The sequence below is a fragment of the Emticicia sp. GW821-FHT11C11 genome (assembly GCF_058808615.1).
The window spans coordinates 523,108-548,012 of sequence record NZ_JBXARV010000003.1; the positions used below are offsets into that span (position 1 = coordinate 523,108).

Consider the following 24,905-nt stretch of genomic DNA (forward strand, 5'->3'; position numbering starts at 1 on the left):
ATTCTCCAAAACTTTTCTGAAAACAAAATTGAGACAAATGAAAACATTAAAATATATACTATCTGTCGGTCTGTTTACCTTGTCGGCTTCCTGCAGCAAATTTCTGGATGTACAGCCCGCAGAGTCGATTTCTGATGCACAGACCATCTTTGATAAAACTTCGGCTGAAACAGCGCTAAGGGGAATTTACTCGGCATTAAGCAACGGAAGTTATTACGGAACCACTTTCCAGTCAATCGGTTATCTGTCTGGTGACAATATCCAATGGACAGGGTCGCAGTCGCAGGTGCAGGAGTTTATCAATAAAAAGGTGAATCCTGAGAACGCAACGATTTCCGGAGCCTGGACGGCCATCTACCGTACGGTCAATCGCGCCAATAATGTCATTGCCAAAGTGCCGGTTGTTACTGACCCGCTTCTGACGGAAGCACTGAAAAACCAGATAGTGGGCGAGGCCTATTTCATAAGGGCATTGTCTTATTTTGACCTGGCACGTACCTGGGGAGGCGTGCCCATCATTACCAAGCCAACAGCGAACCCTACCGAAAACAGAGGCATAAGCAAAAGCAGCCAGGCAGAAACGTATGCCCTGGTGCTGAAAGACCTTGAAACTGCCGAGCCGCTGCTACCTTCAACTACAGACCGTTACCGCGCTACCCGCAAAACTGTATGGGCATTGCGTGCGCGCCTGCACTTGTATCTGAAAGAGTGGGCAAAAGCCGAAGAATATGCTTCAAAATTGATTATCGATACCAATTACAGACTTCTGAAACCTTACAGTTCTTTTTTTGCTAACGATGCCAGAGGTACGCAGGAGTCGGTTTTTGAGATTTTCTACAGTGCTAACGAACAGAATGCACACAGAGGCCAGTGGCAACCGCAGACAAACGGGGGTACCCGCCAGTGGGCACCTAATGATGCCTTAGTTGCCCTTTTGAATGACCCGAAAGTAGGGGGTGGGCGCAGCGCGCTTGTGGCAAAAGATAATCAGAACCGCTGGTATGGCAACTTGTATTACCGTACGCCGGCAACTGACCCAAGCTATGTTTTTCGTATTGCAGAATTGTATCTGATTCGTGCAGAGGCCAGAGCTAATCTGGATAAAATAACGGATGGCCTTGCCGATTTAAATGCCGTGCGTGACCGCGCAGGAATAGACCTAAGCGCAGCATCTACAAAAGAGTCACTTCTATTGGCCATTGAAAATGAACGCAGAGTTGAATTTGCGTTGGAGCCGCATCGCTGGTTTGATATTGTTCGCACGGGTCGCGCCACGCAGGTTTTCAGTGTTACCGATCCTAACAGGCTTTTGTTGCCGATTCCGATTGGAGAAATCCAGATAGATAAGGCTTTGGTTCAGAACCCGGGCTATTAAGCAAAAAAAGGTCGAACCTGCAGAATAACTGAGTTTTGCAGGTTTGGCCTGACTCATGATTTGTACACTTACCTAAATTCAATTATTATGTCAAAAATTCATGAACTTAATCCCCAAAGAGAATGGAGTGATACCGAAAAAACAGTTTTCAGGTTTTTCGGTATTTACTTTTTTCTGCAGGTGTTGCCTATAGATGTACGGTTTTTCAGGCATCTGTTCTCTACCAATTGGTTACAGATTCAGTATGGCGATATTTTCTATCTTTCAAGGTATTCGCCGACTTTCACAGGCGACGACAGCTTCATTAACTGGATAATTATTGCTTTGCTGGCTGCCACAGGTACCTTTCTTTGGGATAAGGTGTACACCAAGGCCATCAATTATGACCGGCTCTACTACTGGGTTAGGGTTTTAGTACGTTACCGCTTAGCCGTGGGGGTTATTGCCTATGGTTTCCTGAAGTTCTTCCCGATTCAGGCGCCGTTTCCTTCCATCAGCAATCTGAATACCGATTATGGAGACTTTACCGCCTGGAAATTATTCTCTCTGGGTTTAGGTGTTGTACCCGACTACCAGTCTTTTCTTGGCTTGGTTGAAATCGTAGCCGGTTTACTCCTGCTGAACCGCAAAACAACTACTGTTGCCACGCTGATAATCTTACCGTTTGCCGGTAATGTAGCCATTTCAAATATTGCTTATGAAGGAGGCGAGTATATATACGCATTTTATCTGGTCGCTCTTGCACTTTATCTTTTTGCTTTTGATGCTGTTCGTTTGTTCAATCTGGTGTCGCTCGAAAAACCAACCGCACCCAATCGTTTTCAACCCGTATTTGATGGTAAATGGAAGCAATATCGCATTGCTTTAAAATCGGTTTTCATTTTATTCTTTGTGGTGCTATATGGCTTTAAGACCTACGCAGGCTATAAAAAAGGAGGGTATCAATTCCCCGGTACAAAAGGAATTGAAAACCTGAGCGGCTTATATAATGTGAGTGAATTCAAATGGAATAATGAGGTGATTCCGTATTCAAAAACTGATTCAACCCGCTGGCAGAATGTAGTATTCGAGAAATGGAATACCTTGAGTATCCAGTCAAATAAGCCGGTTATTATAGAAAACCTGCCGACCGAAGAAATCTATAAAGCCGATAACGAGCGCATTTACGAATTGGCGGGCTCACAGGGTCGTCATTATTACAGCTATGATTTCGATTCAACAAAATCTGCCTTGTCGCTGCAAAACCGCAATAAAAATCATCCATTAGATAAGTTCTCTTTATCATTTAAAAAGTTGAACGATTCAACCATTGTGTTGTCTGGAATAAGCAACTCAAAAGACTCAGTCTATGCAGTTTTGAATAAAATCAATAAAAAGTATCTGACAATTGAGGCGAAAAAAGCAGGTCGCAGAAATGCACTAAAACTATAATTCTAACCCATTCAAATAAAAAAACTATGTCGGATTCAAACTTAAAGATTGTTCGGGAAGACGTGGATACAACATTGCCCGGCGATCAATCGCAAGATAAAACAAAAGCCACGGCTAAGCCCTGGAAAAACTGGCAGAAAATAGCATTTCGTATTGCTTTCGTTTTTTTTGTGGCCATGACATTGCCTAATACGGCTGAATGGTATACAGATATTTTTAGTTTCGACTGGCTGCATCTGCATTATCGCGACTTGTATGACATTGCCCGCTTTGGTTCGGGGCTCAATTTTTTTGGAAACCGGCTTTTCAGTTCTCCTCTCAATGGCTATGCCGTCTGGCTCATTACTTTACTTTTTGCTATTGCGGTCGGTCTGGTCTGGACAGCCATTGCGAAACTCAGAAAGAAAGAACGCACAGAATACAACTGGCTTTACTATTGGTTGAACGTAATTGTGCGTTATCGTGCTGGTATCGGCATTATCGGTTTCGGTTTCACAAAGCTGACCCCAACCCAGTTGCCGTATCCGTCATGGGGAATTCTGAATACAGATTTCGGTGACTTAACCCTACAAAAAATATACTGGTTGTCAATTGGTATTGTGCCCTGGTACGAGGTCTTCACGGGTATTGTTGAAGTGGCCGCAGGTGCATTGTTGTTTTTCAGAGCTACCACATTCTGGGGAGCTGTGCTGCTTTTCGGAGCTTTGGCTGATATTGTCTATGTCAATTTTGAGTATGATGGCGGCGTTCATGTATACAGCTCATACTTCGTTTTGTTTTCAGCCTTTTTGCTGATTGGCTACATTCCGAGAATCTACAATCTGCTGATTCTTGAGAAGTATACCGTACCATTTGTATACTATCCGGTGTTTGCAAAAGCCTGGCAGAAAATAACCCGTGTTACACTCAAAACTGTGGCCATTGTTTTGTTTCTACCGGTTTTCCTTTATCTGGCAATTGTCAATTTTTTATATGACCCCTACAAGCAACCGGCCTTGAAGGGCATCAGACAACTACGGGGAAACTATCAGGTAACTGAGTTTAAGCTTAATAATCAGCTGATACCTTATTCGCCGCTGGACACCACCAGATGGCAACAGGCAACTTTTGAAAAATGGACAACCCTCACTTTCAAAACCAACAAGCCTGTCGAGCTGGATTTATCAAATGGGGGAGGCGCCCCGATGCGGGATATTAACCGGACATTCGAACTGACAGGCGTGGCCGGTGGCCAGCGGGTGTTTTACTACGAAGCAGACACGGTGAATCAGGTATTGTATTTACAGGATAAAAACCGGGGCAACCGGCAGGAAGGACGCGAGTTTTTAGGTAATAGAACAGATTCCGGTGGCGACAGACGCACCAATGCCCGGACAGGCAAGAAAGGTGAAAAGGCAAAAACCGATAACTGGATTCCGAAAGAAGCACTGGCCGTGATAGGAGCAGAAGATGCTAAAATTGAGCCTATTGCTTACTCAGCTCGCCGTACCAAGGGCATTGCAGCAGAAAGCCGTCCGGCTAAGCGTAATCGTATGGTTTTGAAATATACTGTACAGAACGGAGGAGACCGGGTGATTCTATCGGGCATTAACGAAAAGAAAGATTCAATCCACGTAGTTCTGGACAGATACAATAAACCGTATGCCTTGACAAGAAGTACGCTTGAAGCAGGGAAATATGATTAACAGTACGCTGAGTGGTGTGTTATCTTCCGAGAATTAAATAATCCAAAAACTGTGGTTTATATACAAAAAACAATCATAAAGCTGGTATTGCCGCTTGTAGGTGGCATTTTCTTAAAGGTGGGTTATCATGCCAGAGAAAACGAAATAAGTGCAGATAAATATCTGACTGATACCTTCAATCAAAGCATGCCAGCAGATACTATTCCGGCCTCTTTCGGATTGGGGAGAAAAGCCACCCAAGCCGAAATCGACCGTCTGGATATTGATGTCCGTCCGGATGGAAAAGGCTTGCCTGCGGGTTCTGGGATAACTTCAAAAGGTAAACTCATTTTCGAAACCAAGTGCGTGGCTTGCCATGGTGCGGGGGGAATCGGTGGGCCAAATGGCTCTTTGGTAACCAATAAAGCACCGAGTAACGTGCGCAAAGAAAAAACCATCGGTAATTACTGGCCTTATGCTACCACAGTTTTTGATTATATCCGTCGGGCCATGCCGTTCAATGCACCGGGTTCTTTAAGCAATGAAGAAGTATATCACCTGACGGCTTATTTATTACAGGCGAACGGAGTTATTAATGAAACTACAGTAATTAATGCGCAGACCTTGCCCAAAATTGAAATGCCAGCCAGAAATTTATTTATACCCGACGACCGCAAAGGAGGGCCTGAAATCAGATGAAAATGGATAAGATTGTAGAAATAACACAGCGATTTCCGAAGAAATTGTCCAGAAGGAAATTGTTGGGAGGAGCCGCCACAGCAGCCGTTGCTATTATTCAGACCGCCAAAGGTCAGACCATACAAAAAGGGGTTGCTGAGAATGTAATAGATGACGACCCCACGAAAAGGTTTGGTACCCCCGCAGGAGAATTAGGCACCCGGTCGCCTTTTGCGAAATCGGTTAAAAAGCCTTCAGATATTTCATCGAGGTCGCCACTGCAGGATTTTTACGGTATCATTACTCCTTCAGACCTGCATTTTGAACGGCATCATGCCGGGGTGCCTGCCATTGATCCTGCAAAGCATGAGTTGTTGATTCACGGATTGGTGGAAAAGCCGCTCATTTTTACACTGGCTGATTTAAAACGGTTCCCTTCGGTTTCCCGTATTGCGTTTTTAGAATGTTCGGGGAATTTCAGAGGAGGAAAAGAAAACCTTACCCCGCAGGAAATTTGCGGTTTAACCAGCCAGAGCGAATGGACGGGCGTAAAACTATCTACGATTTTCAGAGAAGTGGGTGTCAAATCTAATGCTACCTGGTTTTTGGCCGAAGGAGGAGATGCGGCAGTAATGACACGGAGTGTTCCCGTACAAAAAGGCTGGGACGACGCCATTGTTGCCTATGCCCAGAACGGCGAGCCGCTACGGCCTGAACAGGGTTTTCCGGTCAGGTTGTTCTTACCGGGTTGGGAAGGCAACACCAGTGTAAAATGGCTGCGCAGACTTGAATTATCTGATGCACCCTATTATACCCGCGAGGAAACCTCAAAATACACCGAGCCCATTAAAGATGGCAAATATCGTATTTTCAGTTTTGATATAGATGCCCGTTCTATCATCACTTTTCCATCGTATCCGCAAAAAGTCGAAAAAGGCTGGATTGAAATCCGCGGCTTGGCGTGGTCGGGCAGAGGGAAAGTCATTAAGGTTGAAGTAAGTACCGATGCCGGTAAAAACTGGTATCCGGCGCAGCTTAATGAACCGGTTTTAGATAAAGCGCATGTGCAGTTCAGGTATTTATGGCAATGGAGAGGGGAAGAAACCGAGATTCTGAGCCGGGTAACTGATGAAACAGGTTACACTCAACCAACACTGAAACAATTGTATGAAGCAAGAGGCAGCGAAGGCGGGTATCACATGAACCCGATTACTGCCTGGCAAATCAAAAAAGACGGTGCCGTTTTGTTTAAGCCGGAAACATTCAGGTAAGCGGTATTGTAGTACAAGATACATAGGTTATTCTATGCCCATATAAAACCAAAAGAGTGAGGTGTTAAAGTAGAAGATTACTTTAAAGCAGAAACAGCCGTTTGATTCAGGCGGCTGTTCTTATTGCATTATTTACAAGTTACTGAAAACAGAGAATTATAATCAGACGTTAAAATCACTTTAAATCATCAGAAACATGAAAACGAGACTTGCCATTTTAATTGCAGCAATCACTTTGCTTAATTTGCCTCTGTTTGCACAAACACAAAAGGAGGAAACCTTTACGGTTGAAGGATACTACAGGGTCAAATGGGGTTATCAGGCTGAATTCTTAGAATTGTATAAGAAAAATCATTATCCTTTATTAAAGAAGGCCATCGAAAAAGGCGACTTGCTAAGTATCAAACTTGAAAAACCGCTACAGCATGGCACTGAGGAAGGCCGCTGGGACTACAGAATCACCTTGGTATTTAAGAATGTGCAAGCGGCTTTTGACCCCAATTTAACGGAGCCTTATAAAAAGACACTTTATCCTGACCAGGCCAGATTCAAAAAAGAAGAAGCCCGGCGCTTCGAAATTCTGGACGCCCACTGGGATGTATCAACCGGTGCTGAAAGCCTTGACAAATGAATCAAGGCTTTCTAATTGATTAAAATCCTTTTATTTTCTATATACATGAACTGAATTTGCCCGGTAAGGAAACTCAGTATTTACAGTATTGTATCAGCCAAGCACCAGATATTCAAGGATAAGAACGCCGTTATCGAACACCTGCGATTGTTTGAGTTTGAACTTCTTCAATTCCAGATTATCATCAAATAGCCTCAGTCCACCACCAACTACCACGGGGATTATCATCAGATGTAGCTCATCTACTAGATTGTGTTGCAGTAGTGCTTTCACAAGCGTGGCACTCCCATAGACGAGGATATTACCGCCATCAGATTCTTTCAGCTCAGCCACATCCTTAGCCACGTCGCGGAGGATGTGGCTGTTGTTCCACTCCGCTTTTTGCAGGCTACGGGACACAACATATTTCGGATACTGATTCATACGATCGGCAAACTCGTTGCCGGTCTGACCGGGCCAGTAGTTGGTAAATGCTTCATACGTGTTTTTGCCCAGCAGCAAGGTGTCTACACTGGCAAGCTCATCCATTTTGTATTTTCCGCCTTCAGGAGCTCTGTATTTAGCTTGCCAACCGCCATGAGGGTGCGGGGTTTCATTGCCACCCGGTGCCTCAACTACACCATCGAGGGTGATAAATTCGGTAACTATAATTTTTCGCATAGCCTTTTTTTTGTAAAACTAGTGAAAGTTATCTAATCAAACAGGGTGAGGAAATGACAATTAACAGGGGTGAATACGGCGGGGGGGAGGGACAGTGGGATTGGGAGTTCTAATAGGTAAAGAGGCTAATAGTTATTTTGATCTGAATGGTTTTATCTTAGAAAAAGGGATTGTACTTGTTGGCCGGAAAACCAATACACCTATTCAGGAGAACGACATTCCTATTGACGATATAGACAATATGCTAACTATTTCAAGGTATCATGCAACAATAGAGTTTTCAACAAAGACAGGCCTATGGTTTATCAGAGACGGGCAATGGAGAATAAATAAAGAGGGGCAGTATATATGGCATTTGTCAACGAATGGTATATACGTAAATGCCAGAAAGGTCGATTCTATGGGTCTGGCGATTTTTCCTGATGACATCATTTTAATAGGCAATACAACATTGAAAGTAGAGTTTACCCCTTATCTGGAATTATAGTCTTTATTTACTGAGCTTTTCGGTAGATACTTTAACGTGTTGAACACGACCATCTGCAATGGTCAAAACCACAAATGTTAATGTCGGTGATTGTAAAAAAGGAATAATCAGGAGAGAACCGGAATGCTTTCAGCTACGCTTTGATTATATAGTTCCGTAAGGATTTTTACATTATATTTTGTGTCAAAACCCTGTTCTTCCAGCTGTTCTATATTTTCCTCAACGGGTGTTTTTGCTTCAATTGACATTAGTTTGTTTGCCCATAGCTGAGCGTCATCGTTTAAGCTCATGAAATTGACAAGAGAGAATCCTAGATCTACTTCCCGTGGGATGGAATCAGAAATCAGCGCGGGTAGTCCGATCGCCTGGCTTTCAATTAAAACCACACCGAATCCTTCGAAGAATGAGGGCATTAACATTACATCGGCGCCTGCCATTATCTTAGGAACATCATCTCTTACCCCCATCATGATTATATCATCTGTTAACCCAAGGTTAGCAATTTCATTTCTGATTTCATGTTCTAACTCACCCTGGCCTACTATGAAAAACTTAAAATTACTCCCTTGATCCTTTAATTTTTTCATAATTTTCAAAGAAAAGGGGTAGTTTTTTTGTAATACTAATCTACCAATCTGAACAAAGACTTTACAGTGCGAATCTAATTTATACTTATCCCTGATATAGTCATTGAATTGCCTGCTTATCGCATAATGCTCTCTGACATCTATCGAATTATACATAACAAGTGCATTCTTGTTATTTCTGAAAAGAAATTTGGCTGCGTCTTTGCCGCATGCTATAAAATGAGTAGCACTTTTGTTAATCAGGAAAATCGACAAGTACTCATATATTGCATAAAGCGGAGAGTTATGCAATTGGCTTTTTGTATTGTGAGAATGAGCTATCCGGAACGGAATATTTGCCAGCTTGGCGGCCAACAGACTAAAACCTATATTTAGAAGTGTATGTGCGTGTACAATTTTGTATTCTGTATGCTGTTTGAAAAAACTCAGTAACTTATAAAATCGTTTTATGGTATTACTTTCATCGATTTTATAAATGATACCACCCAAAGCAATTATTTCGTCATCAAAATCACAAATCTTGTCCTGAAAATAAAGAAAATCGAACTGAATTTCAGAACGATCTATGTTTCTGTATAGATTCATTACCACAGTTTCTGCTCCGGCTCTGTCCATTCCACCCACAATGTGTAAAACACGCTGCATAATATTCTAGTAGTTTAACGAGAAATTTTCAAAGGATTAGTTACTAAATGCTTATAACATTTAAGCACAACATTATTTCTTGAACAGTTCTCATTAGTAATTTACATTTAAGTATTGGTATAAAGAAATTTTATGGTGGTTTGTGGTTTCAATAAAACGCATAATATTAACAAACTATGCTCATATACAACGTCAATTCTACAAAGCAGTTTATTTTTATACAGCAATCTAACTAAGTTGAATCTTACATCAGCAAAAAACTGATAGCAAGTTCTTAGCGAACCGTAACAACTTTTACTATTAAAAATGAAACAATTACCCAATAAAATAGTTAGCTTCAATTTTAAAAGAAGTGTGATTGATTTAAACTTCGTAGGCTAGATTTACAGTTTCATTTGCATTAACTCATTGGGTTACTTCTAGGCAAGCAACTTTCATTAAGGTAATTTTAGGTTATTAAATTGTTAGTACTTTAAAATAGCTCAAATTGTCAAGCGCAAATATAATTACAAAAAACTCATATTGGATTTCAACCGGAATAAAATAATTTAGATTGAGTTAAATTTATTAGTTTATTATATTCGGCAGAAGAAATGCAGAACAGAATATTTGCCTGGTAACTCATGAAATTTTAGAATCAGACCTGGGAGATAACAAGAAACAATAACCTGCAGATTTACGACTGCTCATTCTGGTTTTTCAGGCAATCATATTATTTTTACAAGTATTAAAAATAACGATGGTCAGTTTGAATTCTTTTGCATTATGATTAGTTTTCGGACTGAAAGTTTTACCTACTCATGTTAGCAGAATTATATTACCCGCACGCCTTAGAACCCGCCGATTTGGATGCGCACCTGGAGGATGGCTGGTTCAGAATGGGGCAGGCTGTTTTTACCACTAACTTCCTGAAATTCAAAGATATAATTTACAGTGCTATCTGGCTTCGGGTAGACCTCAATGCTTTTGAGCCCTCAACTACACAGCTAAAGCTTCAGAAACTCAATTCAAGATTTACGGTGCAGATCCGCGATGCATTTGTGGACGAAACCAAAGAACTGCTTTTTGAAAAATACCAGAATCATGTGTCGTTCGATACCGCACCTAATCTGCAACAGTTGTTGTATGGACATGGCGATAACAATATTTATGACACCCTCGAAATTTGTATTTATGATGGCCCTCAACTGATAGCCTGTGGTTTTTTTGATATGGGTGATAATACCTCTGCCGGAATTTCCTGCTTTTATGATCCTGCCTACAAAAAGCATAGTCTGGGTAAATACCTGATGTATCTGAAAATGGATTTTTCGAAGAAACAGGGACTCACTTTTTTCTATCTGGGATACTTTGCACCGGGGTATCGGCTATTTGACTACAAACTGGATTTGTCAGGAAAAGCATTGCAGTACCTTGATCTGGCAACTGATGTATGGCTGCCGATTCAGAACTTTAGCTATGATGCCATACCGCTCGATTTGATGAAAATCAAACTCTTTGAATTGCAACAAGTGCTTCAGGAAGAAGCAGTTGCCAGTGCTTTTCAGTATTACGAATTCTTTGACGCCGATTTAATCAACACGCTTAACGGCCTACGACTTTTCGATTTTCCCGTGTTTCTGTTCTGTTTCGGTATCAATCCTTCAAACCCGATCGTGGTTTATGATTTGCGAGACAATAAGTATCACTTAATTGCCTGTCATTGTATCTATCAGACCATGTTTGAGCAAAAAGACCAGAGCCGTTTTAATACCCATCTGCTGCAGACGTCGAGAGTTCTTTTTTCTACTTCTTCCATCGAAACCATGGTAAAAGTGATTACTACCGCCTTAAGAAAAAACACCAGCGGCGAATTCTACGTTTTTGAACTGGTGCTTAGGGGGATAGCGTAAGGCAGCAGTATTGAAAAGGGAGAAAGCAGAAAGGAGACCGGAAGAGTATTCTATTGAGGTTGAGGAGTTTTTTGGTTTCGGTGATTTTGCTGGTACGTTATTTTAGTATTTCATTGTTAAACTAATTGAAACGTATGAAAACTAAATCACTTGGCCTTTTACTTGCTTTGGTGTTGCTGTGCCTGCAATCGGCCTACGGACAGGTGCCGGTATCTGAACTCAGGCTTGAAAACTACAAGTATCCTTTCCCGGTGCGGTATCAGCCGATAACCTTGCAATATGATACCTACGAAATGGCCTTTATGGATGTGAAACCGGAGAAAACCAATGGCAAGGTGGTAATGCTGCTACACGGAAAGAATTTCAACGGGGCATACTGGCAACAAACTGCCGAGGCATTGGCAAAGGCGGGCTACAGGGTGATTATTCCTGACCAGATAGGTTTTGGTAAGTCGTCGAAGCCTTTGCATTATCAGTATTCGTTTCATGACCTGGCTAAAAATACCAGATCTATTCTTGATGCGCTGGATATCACTAAAATATCGGTAGTGGGGCACTCAATGGGAGGGATGTTGGCTACCCGCTTTGCGCTGATGTATCCGGACCTGACCGAGAAATTGATTCTGGTGAATCCCATCGGTCTGGAAGACTATAAGCTGAAAATACCTTATCCGTCGCTCGAGGCATCTTATCAGAAAGAACTGAAACAAACGTATGAATCGCTCAAAAAATACCAGCAGACCAATTATTATGATAATCAATGGAAGCCCGCCTATGAAGAGTGGCTGCTACCACTGGCAGGCTGGACACTCAACAAAGACTACCCCGTAATTGCCTGGAACGCAGCGCTTACGTCTGACATGATTATAACTCAACCGGTGGTTTATGAATTTGATAAAGTGAAAGCACCGACACTATTAATCATTGGTCAGCGAGACCGCACAGCCATTGGTAAAGATACTGCGCCGGAAGAAGTAAAAGCAACTATGGGGAATTATCCGGAGCTAGGCAAACAAACAAAAGCAAAAATACCGAACAGCAAACTGGTGCCTATTAGCAACGTAGGTCATTTGCCGCATATTGAGACATTTGACCGGTTCATAAAACCTCTGCTCGATTTCCTGAAAGAATAGTCCATCTCCGTTTGTATGAAGTATAGCTATGAAATAAAGATATTGTTAATAATTGCTTTCCGACAGGTTGAGAAGTATTTATTAACTTTATATTTACGCTCAGATTTACACTAAACTCCCCCTATACTTCGACAGCCTTTATGGAGACAAGAAGAGAATTTATTCAGAAAGCAGCAGTGCTGGCTAGCGGAACAGGCCTTGCAGGCATGTTGCCCCCGGTAATTCAGAAAGCCTTAGCCATTGACCCTAAAACAGGCAGCACTTATCTGGATGCCGAACACGTGGTGATTCTGATGCAGGAAAACCGTTCGTTCGACCACTCCTATGGCACCTTGCAGGGTGTACGCGGCTTTAATGACCCCCGGGCTATTACCTTGCCCAATAAAAACAAAGTGTGGTTGCAACCCAACGCTTCCGGCCAGACCTATGCACCGTTCCGGCTTGATCTGAAAGATACCAAAGCTACCTGGATGAGCTCCTTGCCGCATTCGTGGGAAAACCAGGTGGACGCCCGAAATGAAGGTAAATATGATAAGTGGCTGGATGTAAAACAGTCGGGGAATAAAGACTTCAAGAAAATGCCTCTTACCATGGGGTATTATGACCGTGAAGACATACCGTTTTATTATGCTTTGGCCGATGCTTTTACCGTTTGTGACCAGAACTTTTGTTCGTCGCTGACGGGTACTACGCCTAACAGGCTGTATCTGTGGACGGGTGCAATCAGAGAAGAAGCCAATGAAAACTCAAAAGCCAATGTAAAGAATGAAGACGTAGACTACGGCAGATGGGCGAAATGGAAAACTTACCCTGAGCGATTGGAGGAAAACAATATTTCGTGGAAAATATACCAGAATGAAATCAGCCTTGATACAGGTTTTGAAGGCGAGGAAGACTCATGGCTGGCCAACTTTACCGATAATCCGATTGAGTGGTTTGAGCAATATCATGTGAAATTTTCACCGGAGTACTACCAATATCTGCAAAAAGCGGCGAAAGAATTGCCAGCGGCTATTGAAGCCGTAAAAACCAAATTAGCAGGCTTGACCGCCGGTACTACTGAGCATAATGCGGCCAAAAGAGAACTAGCACAGAAGGAAGAGTATCTGGTGATAGCTAAAAAAGATCTGGAAGAATTCAAACCGGAGAATTTTGAGAAACTGTCAGAATTCCATAAGAATATTCACAAAAAAGCCTTTACTAACAACCGTAATGATCCGGATTACCATAAGCTGACCACGCTTGAATACGAAGACAACGGTGTGCAACGCAAGCTACAGGTGCCTAAAGGTGATGTGTTGCATCAGTTCAGAGAAGATGTAAATACAGGTAAGCTACCGACGGTATCATGGATTGTTGCGCCAGAGAAATTCTCTGACCACCCCGGCGCTCCATGGTTTGGTGCCTGGTATCTGTCGGAAGTAATGGAGATTCTGACCAAAAACCCGGAGGTTTGGAAAAAGACAGTCTTTATTCTGACTTATGACGAAAATGACGGTTATTTCGACCACGTGCCACCATTTGTACCGCCGAATCCGCATGTGCCTAATACAGGCAAGGTTTCAAAGGGAATCGATGCCGGAATAGAACAAGTGAGCATGGCGCAGGAACTGAAACGTAAACGTGCCAATCCAGAGCGTGATTCCCGCGCCAGCCCGATCGGACTGGGTTTCCGGGTACCGATGGTAGTAGCCTCTCCGTGGAGTCGCGGAGGTAATGTTTGTTCGGAGGTATTCGACCATACATCGGTGCTGCAGTTTCTGGAGAAATTCCTGAAACATAAAACAGGAAAAGAGATTAAAGAGACTAATATCAGTGAATGGCGCAGAACTGTATGTGGTGACCTGACCTCTTCGTTTGAACCTTACAATGGCGAGAAAATCAAATTGCCGGCCTTTGTGCAGAAAGAGGCTTTTATCAAAACCGTATATAATGCCAAGTTTAAAGGGTTACCTTCTAACTTTAAAGAGTTGAGTAGCACCGAAATAGCACAACTGAACGAAGGCAAAGACCTGGGTATATTGCCAAAGCAGGAGCCGGGTATCAGAAAAGCGATGCCGATTCCGTATCAGTTATATGCCAAAGGTAAACTGAGTGCCGATAAAAGAACTTTCGTTATTGATCTTCATGCATCAACTGAGGTGTTCGGTAAAAAATCAGACGGGGCGCCATTTATTGTATATGCGCCGGGCAAGTTTGCCGTACGCGATAAGAATAATCAGAAAACGGGCTTTGAAAGTGTAAGAACCTGGAATTACGCCCTGATGGCCGGTGACCGCTTAAGTGATGAATGGTTGTTAGAAGATTTTGAAAATGAACAATATCATCTGATTGTATATGGGCCAAACGGTTATATGAGTGAATTTAAAGGTAACGCACAAGACCCTAAAGTGACAATCAGCTGTGAGTATCAGCGCGTAAAAGGAAATACTGATAAACTGACAGGCAATGTTGAGTTAAAGATTGCGAATACAGGTCCTCAGGCAGTTACGATTGAGATTATTGACCAGTCGTATAAAAGAGGTAATCATAGTAAAATTGTTTCTGCCGAGGGCAACGCTACCATCGCGCTCGACCTTTCTAAGAACCATAACTGGTATGATTTCAGTGTGAAAGTAAAAGGAAATAACACCTTTGAAAAACGCTTTGCCGGCCACGTAGAAACCGGGAAAGCCAGTTTTACCGATCCTGTGATGGGTGGGGTGGTGTAAGAAATAGTTTGTAAATTACAATATGTATAGTCCTGTAATGATGATTACATTTTAATGTATCGTACTTACGGGACTATTTAAGTTTGATGCACTAAATAGCGAATTTGGTAGAGCCACATTGCATGTGGCTTATGGTTGAATTTAGTTAATCACGATTTTATTTTTTTTGAGATGATTACAAAAAATAGTTTTACTGAATTGATAACTCCCTGAAGACGCACGCAGTGCGTCTCTACGAAATTTGGTTGAAATAGATGTAAAATACACAGCAAACCATCAACAACTTTTGGCACCAAAACCCCACCATTCGTCTATAATCTGCTTGCCTGATTGACTTACTGAGATTATTTCTCTATTTTCGGAGGTAGAATCATCCAAACAAACTAATACTATATGAATCGCCTTCTACTCCTGTTCCTGTTACCGGTTTCATTATTTGCCCAGCAGTTTTCATCTACCGAAATCAAGCGTTTGGAACAGCAGGCGCAACGGGTTACTATTATCCGCGACAACTGGGGGATACCGCACATCTACGGTAAAACCGATGCTGATGTAGTGTTTGGCCTGCTATATGCACAATGTGAAGACGATTTTAAACGGGTAGAGATGAACTATGTGGAGAAGCTGGGCAGAATGGCTGAACTGAAAGGTGAAGTCGAGTTATACAATGATTTACAGATACGGATGCTCATAGATACTACCGAAGCCATTGCCGACTACAATAAGGCAGAGCCCTGGCTGAAAAAACTGATGAACGCCTATGCTGACGGTATCAATTATTATCTGCACAAGCATCCTGAAATAAAACCTGCATTATTGAAGCGTTTTAAACCCTGGTATACACTGCTCTGGACAGACGGGAGCATAGGAGCTATCAGTACGGCTGATGCCACTATAGCCGAATTGAAGAATTTTTACTCGGGCGATAAAGTTTCTTATACGGAGCCACCCAAAGACCCTGAACACCAGACAGGCTCCAATGGTTTTGCCATTGCACCATCCAAAACGGCATCAGGCAATGCTATTCTGTATATTAATCCGCATGTAACGTTCTATTTCAGACCTGAGGTGCATGTAGTGAGTGAAGAGGGGTTGAACGCATACGGAGCCGTAACCTGGGGACAGTTTTTTGTGTATCAGGGTTTTAATCCATACTGCGGCTGGATGCATACCTCAAGCGCCGTGGATGTGTCAGACCTGTACACCGAAAAGGTTACCAGAAAGGATAATCAGTACTTCTATGAATATGACGGCCAACTCAAGCCCGTTCAGGAGAAGAAGATAACAATCCGGTATCTGAAAGACGGTCAACTGCAAAGCCGCACGTTTACTACTTATTTTACGCACCATGGCCCTATAATGGCCAAACGCAACGATAACTGGCTGAGCCTGAAATCATATAACCGCTCGATGGTGAGTCTGGTGCAAAGCTGGAAGCGCACCAAAGCAAAAGGTTTTGACGATTACAAAAAAGTGATGGATCTGAAAGCCAATACTTCAAACAACACAGTGTTTGCTGACAATAAAGGAAACATTGCCTACTGGCACGGCAACTATGTACCTGTGAGAGATACAAGACTGAACTGGGCTAAACCAGTAGACGGAAGCACCAGCGCTACAGAATGGAAAGGTTTGCATGGGGTTGATGAAACCGTGCATTCGTATAACCCCGTAAGCGGATGGCTGCAGAACTGCAATTCCACACCGTTTACGGTAGCGGGAGTGAATAGTCCGAAAAAAGCGGATTATCCGCCATATATGGCACCGGACGGTGAGAATTTCAGAGGGGTGAATGCTGCGCGGGTATTAGGCAAAGGCAGCGCTTATACCATTGATAAAGTAATTGAAGCAGGTTATGACAACTATCTGTCGGCTTTTGAGGTGCTGGTGCCGGCATTGGTGAATTCGTTCGAAAAAAATGTCCGTTCGGCCGATTCACTGTATATACTACTGGCTGAGCCGATTGCCTTACTGAAAAAATGGGATTATCGCACAAATCTTTATTCGATACCTACCACACTGGCCATTGAGTGGGCACAGCGGTTGAGCGGAGCCATACAAAAAATTTACATTGATCAGGGTGAGGACGATCAGGTAACTCGTACGCAGAAATTTGCAGAAGTGGCCACAGCCGAACAGCTACTCAAGCCTTTTGCGCAGACTATTGCCGATTTAAATAAGAGATTCGGAACCTGGCAGAAACCCTGGGGAGAGATTAACCGTTTTCAACGCCTGACGAGCGACATACAGGGGAAATATGATGATGCGCAGTCGAGCCTACCGATGGCTTATGCCTCGTCGCTGTGGGGGATGCTGCCTTCCTATAACAGCCGGGTGTATCCGGGTACGCAAAAAAGATATGGCATCAGTGGTAATAGTTTTATCTGTGCGGTAGAGTTCGGGCCGAAGATTAAGGCTAAGTCACTACTGGCCGGTGGACAAAGTGGAGACCCTGCTTCGTCACATTTTAAAGATCAGGCAGAAATGTATACCGTGGGGTTGTTTAAGGATGTATTATTTTATAAGGAAGATGTGCTGCAGCATGCCGAAAAAACCTACCATCCCGGCGAATAGCGTGAAGGTATGTTATGAGATTTTAATATTCGGTAAATAGTATTTGTGTGTATGAAAAAAGTATGTTTGTGGAAGTAGATGCACTGCATCTCTGCCGGAAGATAATTTTGTTCATCAAACCATCTATACCATGAAATCCATCAGAAACTTTTTGATGATTGCCTTATTGATAGTTTCATTGACTGATGCCCACGCACAAAGAGTGGTTGTTATCGGCCTTGACGGCTTCGGTGCCGAGGGTTTCAGAGCCGCCAAACACCCTAACATTGATGCCATGGTGGCCGAAGGTGTGTTGTCTTTAACCACCCGCCCCGTAATGCCTTCGGTAACCATGCCGAACTGGACCAGTCATTTGTCGGGTGCCGGGCCGGAAGAACATGGTGTTACCAGCAATGCCTGGACGCTCGAAAAACATGAACTACAGGCCATTGAGGTTGACAAAGACGGCTATTATCCGTCTATCTTTAAATTGCTGAAAGACCAGGTATCAGGCGCTAAAATAGGATACTACTACAACTGGGGTAATCTGATTAAATCAATCAACAGGAATTATCTGGACGATGTGGCGTTTGAAAATGACTACGGATACAAGGGCAATTACCAGAAAGCACATAATTTTATTGTGCAAAATCAGAAAGCGCCAACCATGGTATTTTTATATAGTGTACACACCGACCACGCCGGACACACCTATAAATGGATGTCGCCTGAATACATCAGGGCAATTGAAGAAGCCGATGTGGTGATAGGAGAGTTTCTGAATCAGCTAAAGGCAGAGAATCTTTATAACGATACCCATTTTTTATTGATTACCGACCACGGCGGAATCCCTACAGGGCATGGTGGAGTATCAATGTCTGAAATGCAGATTCCATGGGCGGCAACGGGGCCGCAGATTAAAAAACTGGGGTTGGTTGATTTCCCTAACAGCAATAAGAATACGTCGCTGGTGGTAGCCAATATATTTGGTTTGAAAAATATCCCCAACTCATGGTCGGGTGTGTTGCCTGAGTTGATGCTGAAGAAAAAGGACAAGCATTTGAAAAAGTATTTCAGATAAAATACGCGATTTACGCTGTCATGACCGGAAGAATGACATGAAAGGTGGCTCCACCATTCATGTTGTTCTGTACACTGATGTCGCCGTGGTGATTCTGGGCTATTTTCTTGCACATGGCCAGACCTATACCAGTTCCCTCATATTCAGATTTGCGGTGAAGGCGCTGGAAAATATGGAATATTTTTTCAGCGTATTCAACCGGAATCCCAATGCCATTATCGGCAAAACAGATATTGTGGTAGGCATGGTCAGGAGACAAACCATGCGTGATTATCTCTTCTTCTGTCAGAGGTTCAGTGCTTATGCGGATTACGGGGTTTACACCTTCCCGTACAAATTTCAGTGCGTTGCCCATTAGATTGGCAAATAGCTGGGTCATTTGTAATGGTATGGCTTTAATAACGGGCAATTCTCCCAGATTGATAGTAGCTTGTTTCTGCTCTATCAACAAATCATAATCAGCCAGTATATTTTCAAGTATCAGATTGAGGTTGACCGCTTCATACGTTTCATGTTCTTTTACCAGCTGTGAGTACATCAGCACGTCTCTGATGAGAGCGGTCATCCGATTTGACGAATTCTGTATTTTGGCCAGAAAATTCTTTGATTCATTGACGGCGTTGTCTCCCAGGCTTCTTTCCAGCAGTTGTGAAAATATAGTGATTTTGCGCAGCGGTTCCTGTAAATCATGAGAAGCGATGTAGGCAAACTGGGCTAATTCGGCATTGGAATGCATCAGTTTGGTATTAGATTCTGCCAGTTCTTCTACGGTAGACTGTAGCTTTTCTATCGCATCGTCCAGCTCTTTGGTTCGTAGTTTTACTTCGGTTTCCAAGGCAAGCTGCATTTCGCGCTGCATGGTTATGTCTTGCGCAGTGCCACTCAGAAACGCAGGAGCGCCCGCGGCATCATAAAACACCTGCCCTTGTGCGCTGATGATTCGCACCTGCCCCGTAATACGGTTTACAATCGGGTGCTCAAATTCATAAATACCCGTTCCACCGGGTGCAATGGCGTTTTCAACAAGCGCCGGTACTATTTCCCGATAGTCACCGGGTAGGGGATTATAGGCGCCGTCAAGATCTTTGGTGTCTTCTGAAAACCCGAGCCATTCCATAAATCGGGGCGAATACTTATAGGTCTGATTCTTAACATCCAGTTTCCAGGTAACCAATCCTGCCAGTTCTATGGCACCTCGCAGGTCGGCCTCTGCTTCTTCCAGCGCCTGCTGCGCTTTTATTTGCTCGGTTACATCAACCGCTATTTCCAGTATGGCGCTTACCTCACCCTCTGCATTGAATACAGGTGTATAGGTAATGTTGTAATAGCTGCTGGTCATGATGCCATTCTTAACTATTTTGGCCAGTGAGCCGAAAGAATGGAATTCTCTGCCTGTAGCCAATACTTCATCGAGTATCTGTAAAAAAGGCTGATTCTCTGTAATCAGTTCCGGCATTACTTCCCGCAACGGTTTCCCTGCAATGTCAGAACCCTTGCCCATCAGTTCTATAAAAGTGTGGTTGGGGTTCTCTATAACCAGATCTTTACCCACATACAAACCAATACTGGCAGGTGCCGAAGAAATGATAGTGCTCAGTTTGGTTTCGTTTTCTTCAATTTTATTGCGCGACACCACCTGCTCGGTTATATCATTGGCCACCACGAGCACGCCTACCACAGCATCGCTGCCTTCATGCCTTGGCTGATAAATCAGGTCAACATAAATGGTATCAAGATTACCATTACGAACAATTTCTACACGTACTTCTTTGGCAATATAAGGCTGTCCGGTTTCTATTACGCCTCTAAGCAGATCATCAAACCCCTGGCCTTTCAATTCGGGCAGGGCTTCCATCAGCGGCCAGTTAATCAGTTCGTCGGGTCGTCTGCCTACCAGTTGGGCATAGAACTTATTTACATTTCTGAACGTCAGGTTCTCTTTGCTGATAATGGCAATGGCAACCGGTGATTCTTCAAATGAAGATAGCAGTTCTTTTTGGGTTTCTTCAATGCGCTGTTGTGCCAATACCTGTGCGGTTACGTCTGTGGCCATATCCATAATGGCATATACCTCGCCGTTGGCAGTAAAAAGGGGCTGATAGGTAAAATCAAAATAATACGTGCCCAGAATACCATCTACCTCCAGGTCAGCCCGCATGGCTTTGGCTTCATAGGCTATTCCTGTATTGAAGATGTTGTCGAGTATATCCAGAAAAGGTTGACCTATCAGCTCTGGTACGGCTTCGGCAAGTGGTTTTCCTAAAGCGGCTAAACCTTTTCCCCAGAAATGGAGCATTTTTTCGTTGGCTATCTCAATAACCAGTTTTCGGCCCACAAACAGGCAGGTGGCAATAGGGGCTTCTTCTACCAAAGCCCTGAAACGCTGCTCGCTTTCCGACAGATTCCTGAAAGATATCACCTTGTCGGTTGTTTCTTTGCAGATTACCAGCACACCTTTCGGGTCTCCGTTCTCATCTTTGATAGCACTATACGAGAAATCAACGAAAACGTCTTCCGGGTAGCCGTTGCGGTTTACCTGCCGTTTAAAATCCTTGAAAAATACAGGGTTTCCGTTCAGCGCTTTATTGAATAGCACCGAGACGGTGTCCCATACTTCACTGAAAGTTTCACTGGCGCTGATACCCAATGCATGCGGATGTCTGTTTTCGCCCAGAATAGCACTGAAGGCATCGTTGTATAATTGAGTGAACTCGTTTCCCCAGCAAATCAGAATCGGATAGGGCGTGTTGAGTGTTGTGGCTGTTAATTGTTTCAACTGAACAGGCCAGCTGCCGGGAGAGCCGATAGGGGTCTGGCTCCAGTCCTTATGTTTCATCAAAGTGCCCATCTCACCACCTCCATCAAAAAAAGGATAATCGTGTAGGATAATCTCGGATGTTTTCATAGGTGGTTTCAGTAGATTAAGGGCTTCAATAAATCAACCAGCTGGTTAAAATCACCGGGTTTCGTGAGAAACATATAGGCACCGAGGTCTTTTATCAGTTTTCTGGTAGCGGGGTCTGACGAGGTCGACAGAACAATAACGGGTATATGGGCAAGTGTTTCTTTTTGTTTAATGTGCAGTAAAAATTCCTGTCCGCTCATCACCGGCATATTCAGATCAAGGAAAATTACTTCCGGAGCTAATTCTCCTTTCAACAGTTTTTGTAATGCTTCTCTGGCACTACTGATGGGGGTATACTGAACAGTAGCAGATATTTGCGTAATGGCGGTCAGGAAAATTTCCTGATCGTCGTCATCATCGTCTATTAATAAGATGTTGCTGAATACCATATTGCAAATGTACAAGTAACCTGTGCTTAGTTAAATCTTATAGGGCTTTAAAATGTCAGATTTAGTGTAATTGCAATACCCAATGCATAAATATATACATAAAAGTAAAAAAACAAAAATTATTGAGAGGTAAGTGTATTACCCATAGACAGACACGAACAGACTTGTAGAAGGAAGCTGTTCTCAAAAAGTAAGGATTGAACTCAGTCGTTTTTAAGTGATTTGACCGGATTCAGCAATGCTGCCCTGATGGTATTGTAGCTTACCGTAAACAAGGCTATCAGAATGGCCAGCAATCCGCCTGTCAACGGCATCCACCAAGCAATATCAATGTGGTAGGCATATTCCTGCAACCAGGTATTGGCGCCCCACCAGGCTACAGGGATAGCCACAATGATGGCGGCCATTACCAGTTTCAGGAAATCTTTTGTAAGCAGAGTGGTAAGGCTGAATATGGAAGCCCCCAGTACTTTTCTGACCCCGATTTCTTTGATACGCTGTTCAGCGGCATAAGTGGCCAGACCGAACAAACCCAGGCAGGCAATGAAAATGGTAGACAATGAAGCCCAGATAAGAATCTGCTGTCTGCGGGCATCCTCTATATAAAACAGCCGCAATTGCTCGTCGAGAAAATGGTATTCGAAAGGATCATCTTTATCGTTGCTTAGCATGACCGCCTTCAGTTTTTCCATTGTACTCTGAATATTGATGCTTTCGATTCTGGCGGTGTAATAATCTACATTATGGATCGGGTTCTGAATATAACCCAATATAAGTGGCTCAATTTTGGTTTTGAGCGACTGAAAATGAAAGTCTTTCACGATTCCGACCACACGAACAGTAATGGGAGCATCAAGCGTATTGAATGTTTTCTCTCTTGAGATAGCGGGGATGGTAACCAACTGGTTACTGGCTTCTTTGATATTCAATGCTTTGGCGGCAGTTTCGTTCAGAATCACAGCTCCTGAGTCTGCCGACTGCTCAAAATTGCGTCCGTTCAACAATTGGACATGGAATGTTTCCAGAAAATTCTCATCAGCTGAAAAGTAGAACGATTCTTTTTCTGAATCCAGTCTGGTGCCCGGATATGCCTTCACTTTTCTGTAGGTTTTCCATTCGCCGGGTACTCTTGAGGTAGCCGATACGCTTTTTACACCACTTATTTTAGCTATTTCGTTACTGATGCTCACCCTATTCTTTCGGGCAGCCCCTGTATTGACATCAATAACTACCATCTGGTCTTTTCTGAAACCCAGATTGCTGTTGTTCAGAAATTTTACCTGCTCATAAACCACCAGCGTACAGATAATCATGATGGTAGAAATAGTAAACTGTGTAAACACCAGCCCTTTGCGAAGATTGGCAGTGACGCTGTCTTTCATTTTTAGCCCTTTCAGCAGGTTCAGCGGTTTGAAACCCGATAGCAGGAATGCCGGATAAAGTCCCGAAAACAGGCTGATAAAAATGCAGGCGCCAACAGACACAAGCCACATTCTGTAATTGGTGTTGAACCCAAGCGAGAGGTCTTTATTGCAGAACTGATTGAAGAATGGCAGGATTAACTGCAAAAGCAGCACCGACAAGACAAAAGAAATGGCTGTAATAATAAAAGCTTCTAACAGAAACTGGGTTATGAGACTTCCTTTCTCGGCGCCTAATGATTTACGCACACCGATTTCCTTGCTGCGGTTTGACGCCTTGGCAGTTGAGAGGTTAATGTAATTGATACCCGCTATGAACAGAACGAATAGTGCAATGTAAATGAATATTGTTATGTACAGTGGATTCCCCTGTGCCATTTCTGATACGTTTGAGTTGCGTGCGCCATCATAAATACCTTCTGATTGCAGGTGAATATCTTTCAGGTTTTGGAGCGTAAAACGGAACGATGTTCCGGCCTCCGGCTTATAGTTTTTCAATACCAGATACTTCAGATTGGCAGCTACCTTATCGGCGTTCGATTGTGGTTTCAACAATACATAAACCGAGAAATTAGTTGACAGCCAGTCGTTTTGCATCAATTGCTGAAAATATTCGGTATTACGGTTAGTGGCTTCCGACAGTAGATTATTGAAGGCAAAACTAGAGTTTTTCGGATGGTTCTTTAAAACTCCCGTGATTTTCAGCGGAGCATCAAGAAAGCCAAACTGAAGTGTTTTGCCTACTACTTTGGTGGTGTTGAACCGGTTCAGTGCCAGTTCTTCGGTTATTACTATGGTATTAGGCTCGTTTAATGCCGTTTCGCGGTTGCCTTCTATGAGCGGAAAATCAAACACTTTCAGGAAATTCTCATCTACGAAAGTCACATCCTCCTGAAAGTTGATTTCGGGTCTCTCGGGGTTAATCAGATTAGCCCTGCCGATCCGCTTCATCCGGGTAGCATTTTCAACTTCGCCGATTACCTTCTTCGATTCTTCCGCAACTTTATAGCCTCCACCTGCAATGATGGTTTGTTCGCCTTTTACATTTTTATGTTCAATCAGTCTGTAAATCCGGTCGGCGTTGCTGTGTTGTTCGTCGAAAGTGAGTTCGTCAAAAACATACAGACCAACAAGAAAGAAGCATATCAGGCCAAATGTAAGCCCTGCAATATTGAGCAGACTGTATAATTTGTGTTTGAAGAGAGTTCTCCAGGCGATTTTTATATAATTGCGAAACATAAGCGTAGGTGTTTAAATGATAGGCAGTATATAAACCCGAAAAATCGTACCAAATGAATAAGTAATTGATAGTCAATTGTTTATGAGATATTATTGTTGGCTTTTGTCCGAAAATGGACAGCAAACGTCCGCTTTTAATACGTCGTTCCGCA

The 24,905-nt window shown here is 43.1% G+C and carries 17 protein-coding genes; 12 read left to right on the forward strand and 5 right to left on the reverse strand.

The window, feature by feature from the left end; genetic code table 11:
- The first annotated feature begins 37 nt into the window (after window positions 1–37).
- From AC1RRY_RS17340 to AC1RRY_RS17365, 6 genes are all read left to right on the forward strand, one after another.
- Window positions 38–1,375, forward strand: a complete 1,338-nt coding sequence (locus AC1RRY_RS17340) for a RagB/SusD family nutrient uptake outer membrane protein (RefSeq protein ID WP_492822293.1) — start codon at window positions 38–40, stop codon at window positions 1,373–1,375.
- A gap of 87 nt (window positions 1,376–1,462) precedes the next feature.
- A complete protein-coding gene (locus tag AC1RRY_RS17345; RefSeq protein WP_492822291.1) occupies window positions 1,463–2,806 on the forward strand; it encodes a DoxX family protein in 1,344 nt (447 codons plus the stop codon).
- Window positions 2,807–2,832: 26 nt separating this feature from the next.
- The gene (locus AC1RRY_RS17350) at window positions 2,833–4,491 is read left to right on the forward strand and encodes a hypothetical protein (protein WP_492822290.1); all 1,659 of its coding nucleotides are present in this window, start codon (window positions 2,833–2,835) and stop codon (window positions 4,489–4,491) included.
- Between the two features lie 51 nt (window positions 4,492–4,542).
- Window positions 4,543–5,169, forward strand: coding sequence for a c-type cytochrome (locus AC1RRY_RS17355; protein WP_492822288.1), 627 nt, complete (start codon window positions 4,543–4,545; stop codon window positions 5,167–5,169).
- A gap of 2 nt (window positions 5,170–5,171) precedes the next feature.
- Window positions 5,172–6,419, forward strand: a complete 1,248-nt coding sequence (gene soxC, locus AC1RRY_RS17360) for a sulfite dehydrogenase (protein WP_492822286.1) — start codon at window positions 5,172–5,174, stop codon at window positions 6,417–6,419.
- A 196-nt stretch (window positions 6,420–6,615) separates the two neighbouring features.
- Window positions 6,616–7,050 (forward strand): hypothetical protein, encoded by a 435-nt coding sequence (locus tag AC1RRY_RS17365; protein WP_492822284.1) that lies wholly within the window; start codon window positions 6,616–6,618, stop codon window positions 7,048–7,050.
- Window positions 7,051–7,143: 93 nt separating this feature from the next.
- Here AC1RRY_RS17365 and AC1RRY_RS17370 read toward each other — a convergent pair whose 3' ends face one another.
- Window positions 7,144–7,710, reverse strand: coding sequence for a dihydrofolate reductase family protein (locus AC1RRY_RS17370; RefSeq protein ID WP_492822282.1), 567 nt, complete (start codon window positions 7,708–7,710; stop codon window positions 7,144–7,146).
- Window positions 7,711–7,810: 100 nt separating this feature from the next.
- Between AC1RRY_RS17370 and AC1RRY_RS17375 the strand changes: the two genes are divergently transcribed.
- Window positions 7,811–8,197 (forward strand): FHA domain-containing protein, encoded by a 387-nt coding sequence (locus tag AC1RRY_RS17375; RefSeq protein WP_492822280.1) that lies wholly within the window; start codon window positions 7,811–7,813, stop codon window positions 8,195–8,197.
- Window positions 8,198–8,304: 107 nt separating this feature from the next.
- Here AC1RRY_RS17375 and AC1RRY_RS17380 read toward each other — a convergent pair whose 3' ends face one another.
- Window positions 8,305–9,429: a glycosyltransferase gene (locus tag AC1RRY_RS17380; protein ID WP_492822278.1), complete on the reverse strand. Its 1,125-nt coding sequence runs from the start codon at window positions 9,427–9,429 to the stop codon at window positions 8,305–8,307.
- 800 nt (window positions 9,430–10,229) lie between these two features.
- Here AC1RRY_RS17380 and AC1RRY_RS17385 point away from each other — a divergent pair.
- The 5 genes from AC1RRY_RS17385 to AC1RRY_RS17405 all read left to right on the forward strand — a co-directional run bounded on the left by AC1RRY_RS17385 (window position 10,230) and on the right by AC1RRY_RS17405 (window position 18,799).
- Window positions 10,230–11,321, forward strand: coding sequence for an arginyl-tRNA--protein arginylyltransferase (locus tag AC1RRY_RS17385; RefSeq protein WP_492822276.1), 1,092 nt, complete (start codon window positions 10,230–10,232; stop codon window positions 11,319–11,321).
- 134 nt (window positions 11,322–11,455) lie between these two features.
- Window positions 11,456–12,454, forward strand: coding sequence for an alpha/beta fold hydrolase (locus AC1RRY_RS17390; RefSeq protein ID WP_492822274.1), 999 nt, complete (start codon window positions 11,456–11,458; stop codon window positions 12,452–12,454).
- Window positions 12,455–12,594: 140 nt separating this feature from the next.
- Window positions 12,595–15,165, forward strand: a complete 2,571-nt coding sequence (locus AC1RRY_RS17395; protein ID WP_492822272.1) for a phosphocholine-specific phospholipase C — start codon at window positions 12,595–12,597, stop codon at window positions 15,163–15,165.
- A gap of 393 nt (window positions 15,166–15,558) precedes the next feature.
- Window positions 15,559–17,739, forward strand: coding sequence for a penicillin acylase family protein (locus AC1RRY_RS17400; RefSeq protein ID WP_492822270.1), 2,181 nt, complete (start codon window positions 15,559–15,561; stop codon window positions 17,737–17,739).
- Between the two features lie 130 nt (window positions 17,740–17,869).
- The gene (locus AC1RRY_RS17405; RefSeq protein WP_492822268.1) at window positions 17,870–18,799 is read left to right on the forward strand and encodes an alkaline phosphatase family protein; all 930 of its coding nucleotides are present in this window, start codon (window positions 17,870–17,872) and stop codon (window positions 18,797–18,799) included.
- Between the two features lie 10 nt (window positions 18,800–18,809).
- On the opposite strand, the gene AC1RRY_RS17410 is transcribed toward AC1RRY_RS17405, so the two are convergent.
- From AC1RRY_RS17410 to AC1RRY_RS17420, 3 genes are all read right to left on the reverse strand, one after another.
- Complete coding sequence (locus AC1RRY_RS17410; RefSeq protein ID WP_492822266.1) at window positions 18,810–21,704, reverse strand: PAS domain-containing protein; 2,895 nt, start codon at window positions 21,702–21,704, stop codon at window positions 18,810–18,812.
- A gap of 8 nt (window positions 21,705–21,712) precedes the next feature.
- Window positions 21,713–22,093, reverse strand: a complete 381-nt coding sequence (locus AC1RRY_RS17415; protein WP_492822264.1) for a response regulator — start codon at window positions 22,091–22,093, stop codon at window positions 21,713–21,715.
- A 203-nt stretch (window positions 22,094–22,296) separates the two neighbouring features.
- A complete protein-coding gene (locus AC1RRY_RS17420) occupies window positions 22,297–24,753 on the reverse strand; it encodes an ABC transporter permease (protein WP_492822262.1) in 2,457 nt (818 codons plus the stop codon).
- Window positions 24,754–24,905 lie beyond the last annotated feature (152 nt).

Coding starts and splice junctions, on each gene's coding strand:
- AC1RRY_RS17350 (WP_492822290.1), top strand. CDS start 2,833: ATGTCGGATTCAAACTTAAAGATTGTTCGGGAAGACGTGGATACAACA.
- soxC (WP_492822286.1), top strand. CDS start 5,172: ATGGATAAGATTGTAGAAATAACACAGCGATTTCCGAAGAAATTGTCC.
- AC1RRY_RS17415 (WP_492822264.1), bottom strand. CDS start 22,093: ATGGTATTCAGCAACATCTTATTAATAGACGATGATGACGACGATCAG.
- AC1RRY_RS17345 (WP_492822291.1), top strand. CDS start 1,463: ATGTCAAAAATTCATGAACTTAATCCCCAAAGAGAATGGAGTGATACC.
- AC1RRY_RS17400 (WP_492822270.1), top strand. CDS start 15,559: ATGAATCGCCTTCTACTCCTGTTCCTGTTACCGGTTTCATTATTTGCC.
- AC1RRY_RS17385 (WP_492822276.1), top strand. CDS start 10,230: ATGTTAGCAGAATTATATTACCCGCACGCCTTAGAACCCGCCGATTTG.
- AC1RRY_RS17395 (WP_492822272.1), top strand. CDS start 12,595: ATGGAGACAAGAAGAGAATTTATTCAGAAAGCAGCAGTGCTGGCTAGC.
- AC1RRY_RS17390 (WP_492822274.1), top strand. CDS start 11,456: ATGAAAACTAAATCACTTGGCCTTTTACTTGCTTTGGTGTTGCTGTGC.
- AC1RRY_RS17380 (WP_492822278.1), bottom strand. CDS start 9,429: ATGCAGCGTGTTTTACACATTGTGGGTGGAATGGACAGAGCCGGAGCA.
- AC1RRY_RS17340 (WP_492822293.1), top strand. CDS start 38: ATGAAAACATTAAAATATATACTATCTGTCGGTCTGTTTACCTTGTCG.
- AC1RRY_RS17370 (WP_492822282.1), bottom strand. CDS start 7,710: ATGCGAAAAATTATAGTTACCGAATTTATCACCCTCGATGGTGTAGTT.
- AC1RRY_RS17365 (WP_492822284.1), top strand. CDS start 6,616: ATGAAAACGAGACTTGCCATTTTAATTGCAGCAATCACTTTGCTTAAT.
- AC1RRY_RS17410 (WP_492822266.1), bottom strand. CDS start 21,704: ATGAAAACATCCGAGATTATCCTACACGATTATCCTTTTTTTGATGGA.
- AC1RRY_RS17405 (WP_492822268.1), top strand. CDS start 17,870: ATGAAATCCATCAGAAACTTTTTGATGATTGCCTTATTGATAGTTTCA.
- AC1RRY_RS17420 (WP_492822262.1), bottom strand. CDS start 24,753: ATGTTTCGCAATTATATAAAAATCGCCTGGAGAACTCTCTTCAAACAC.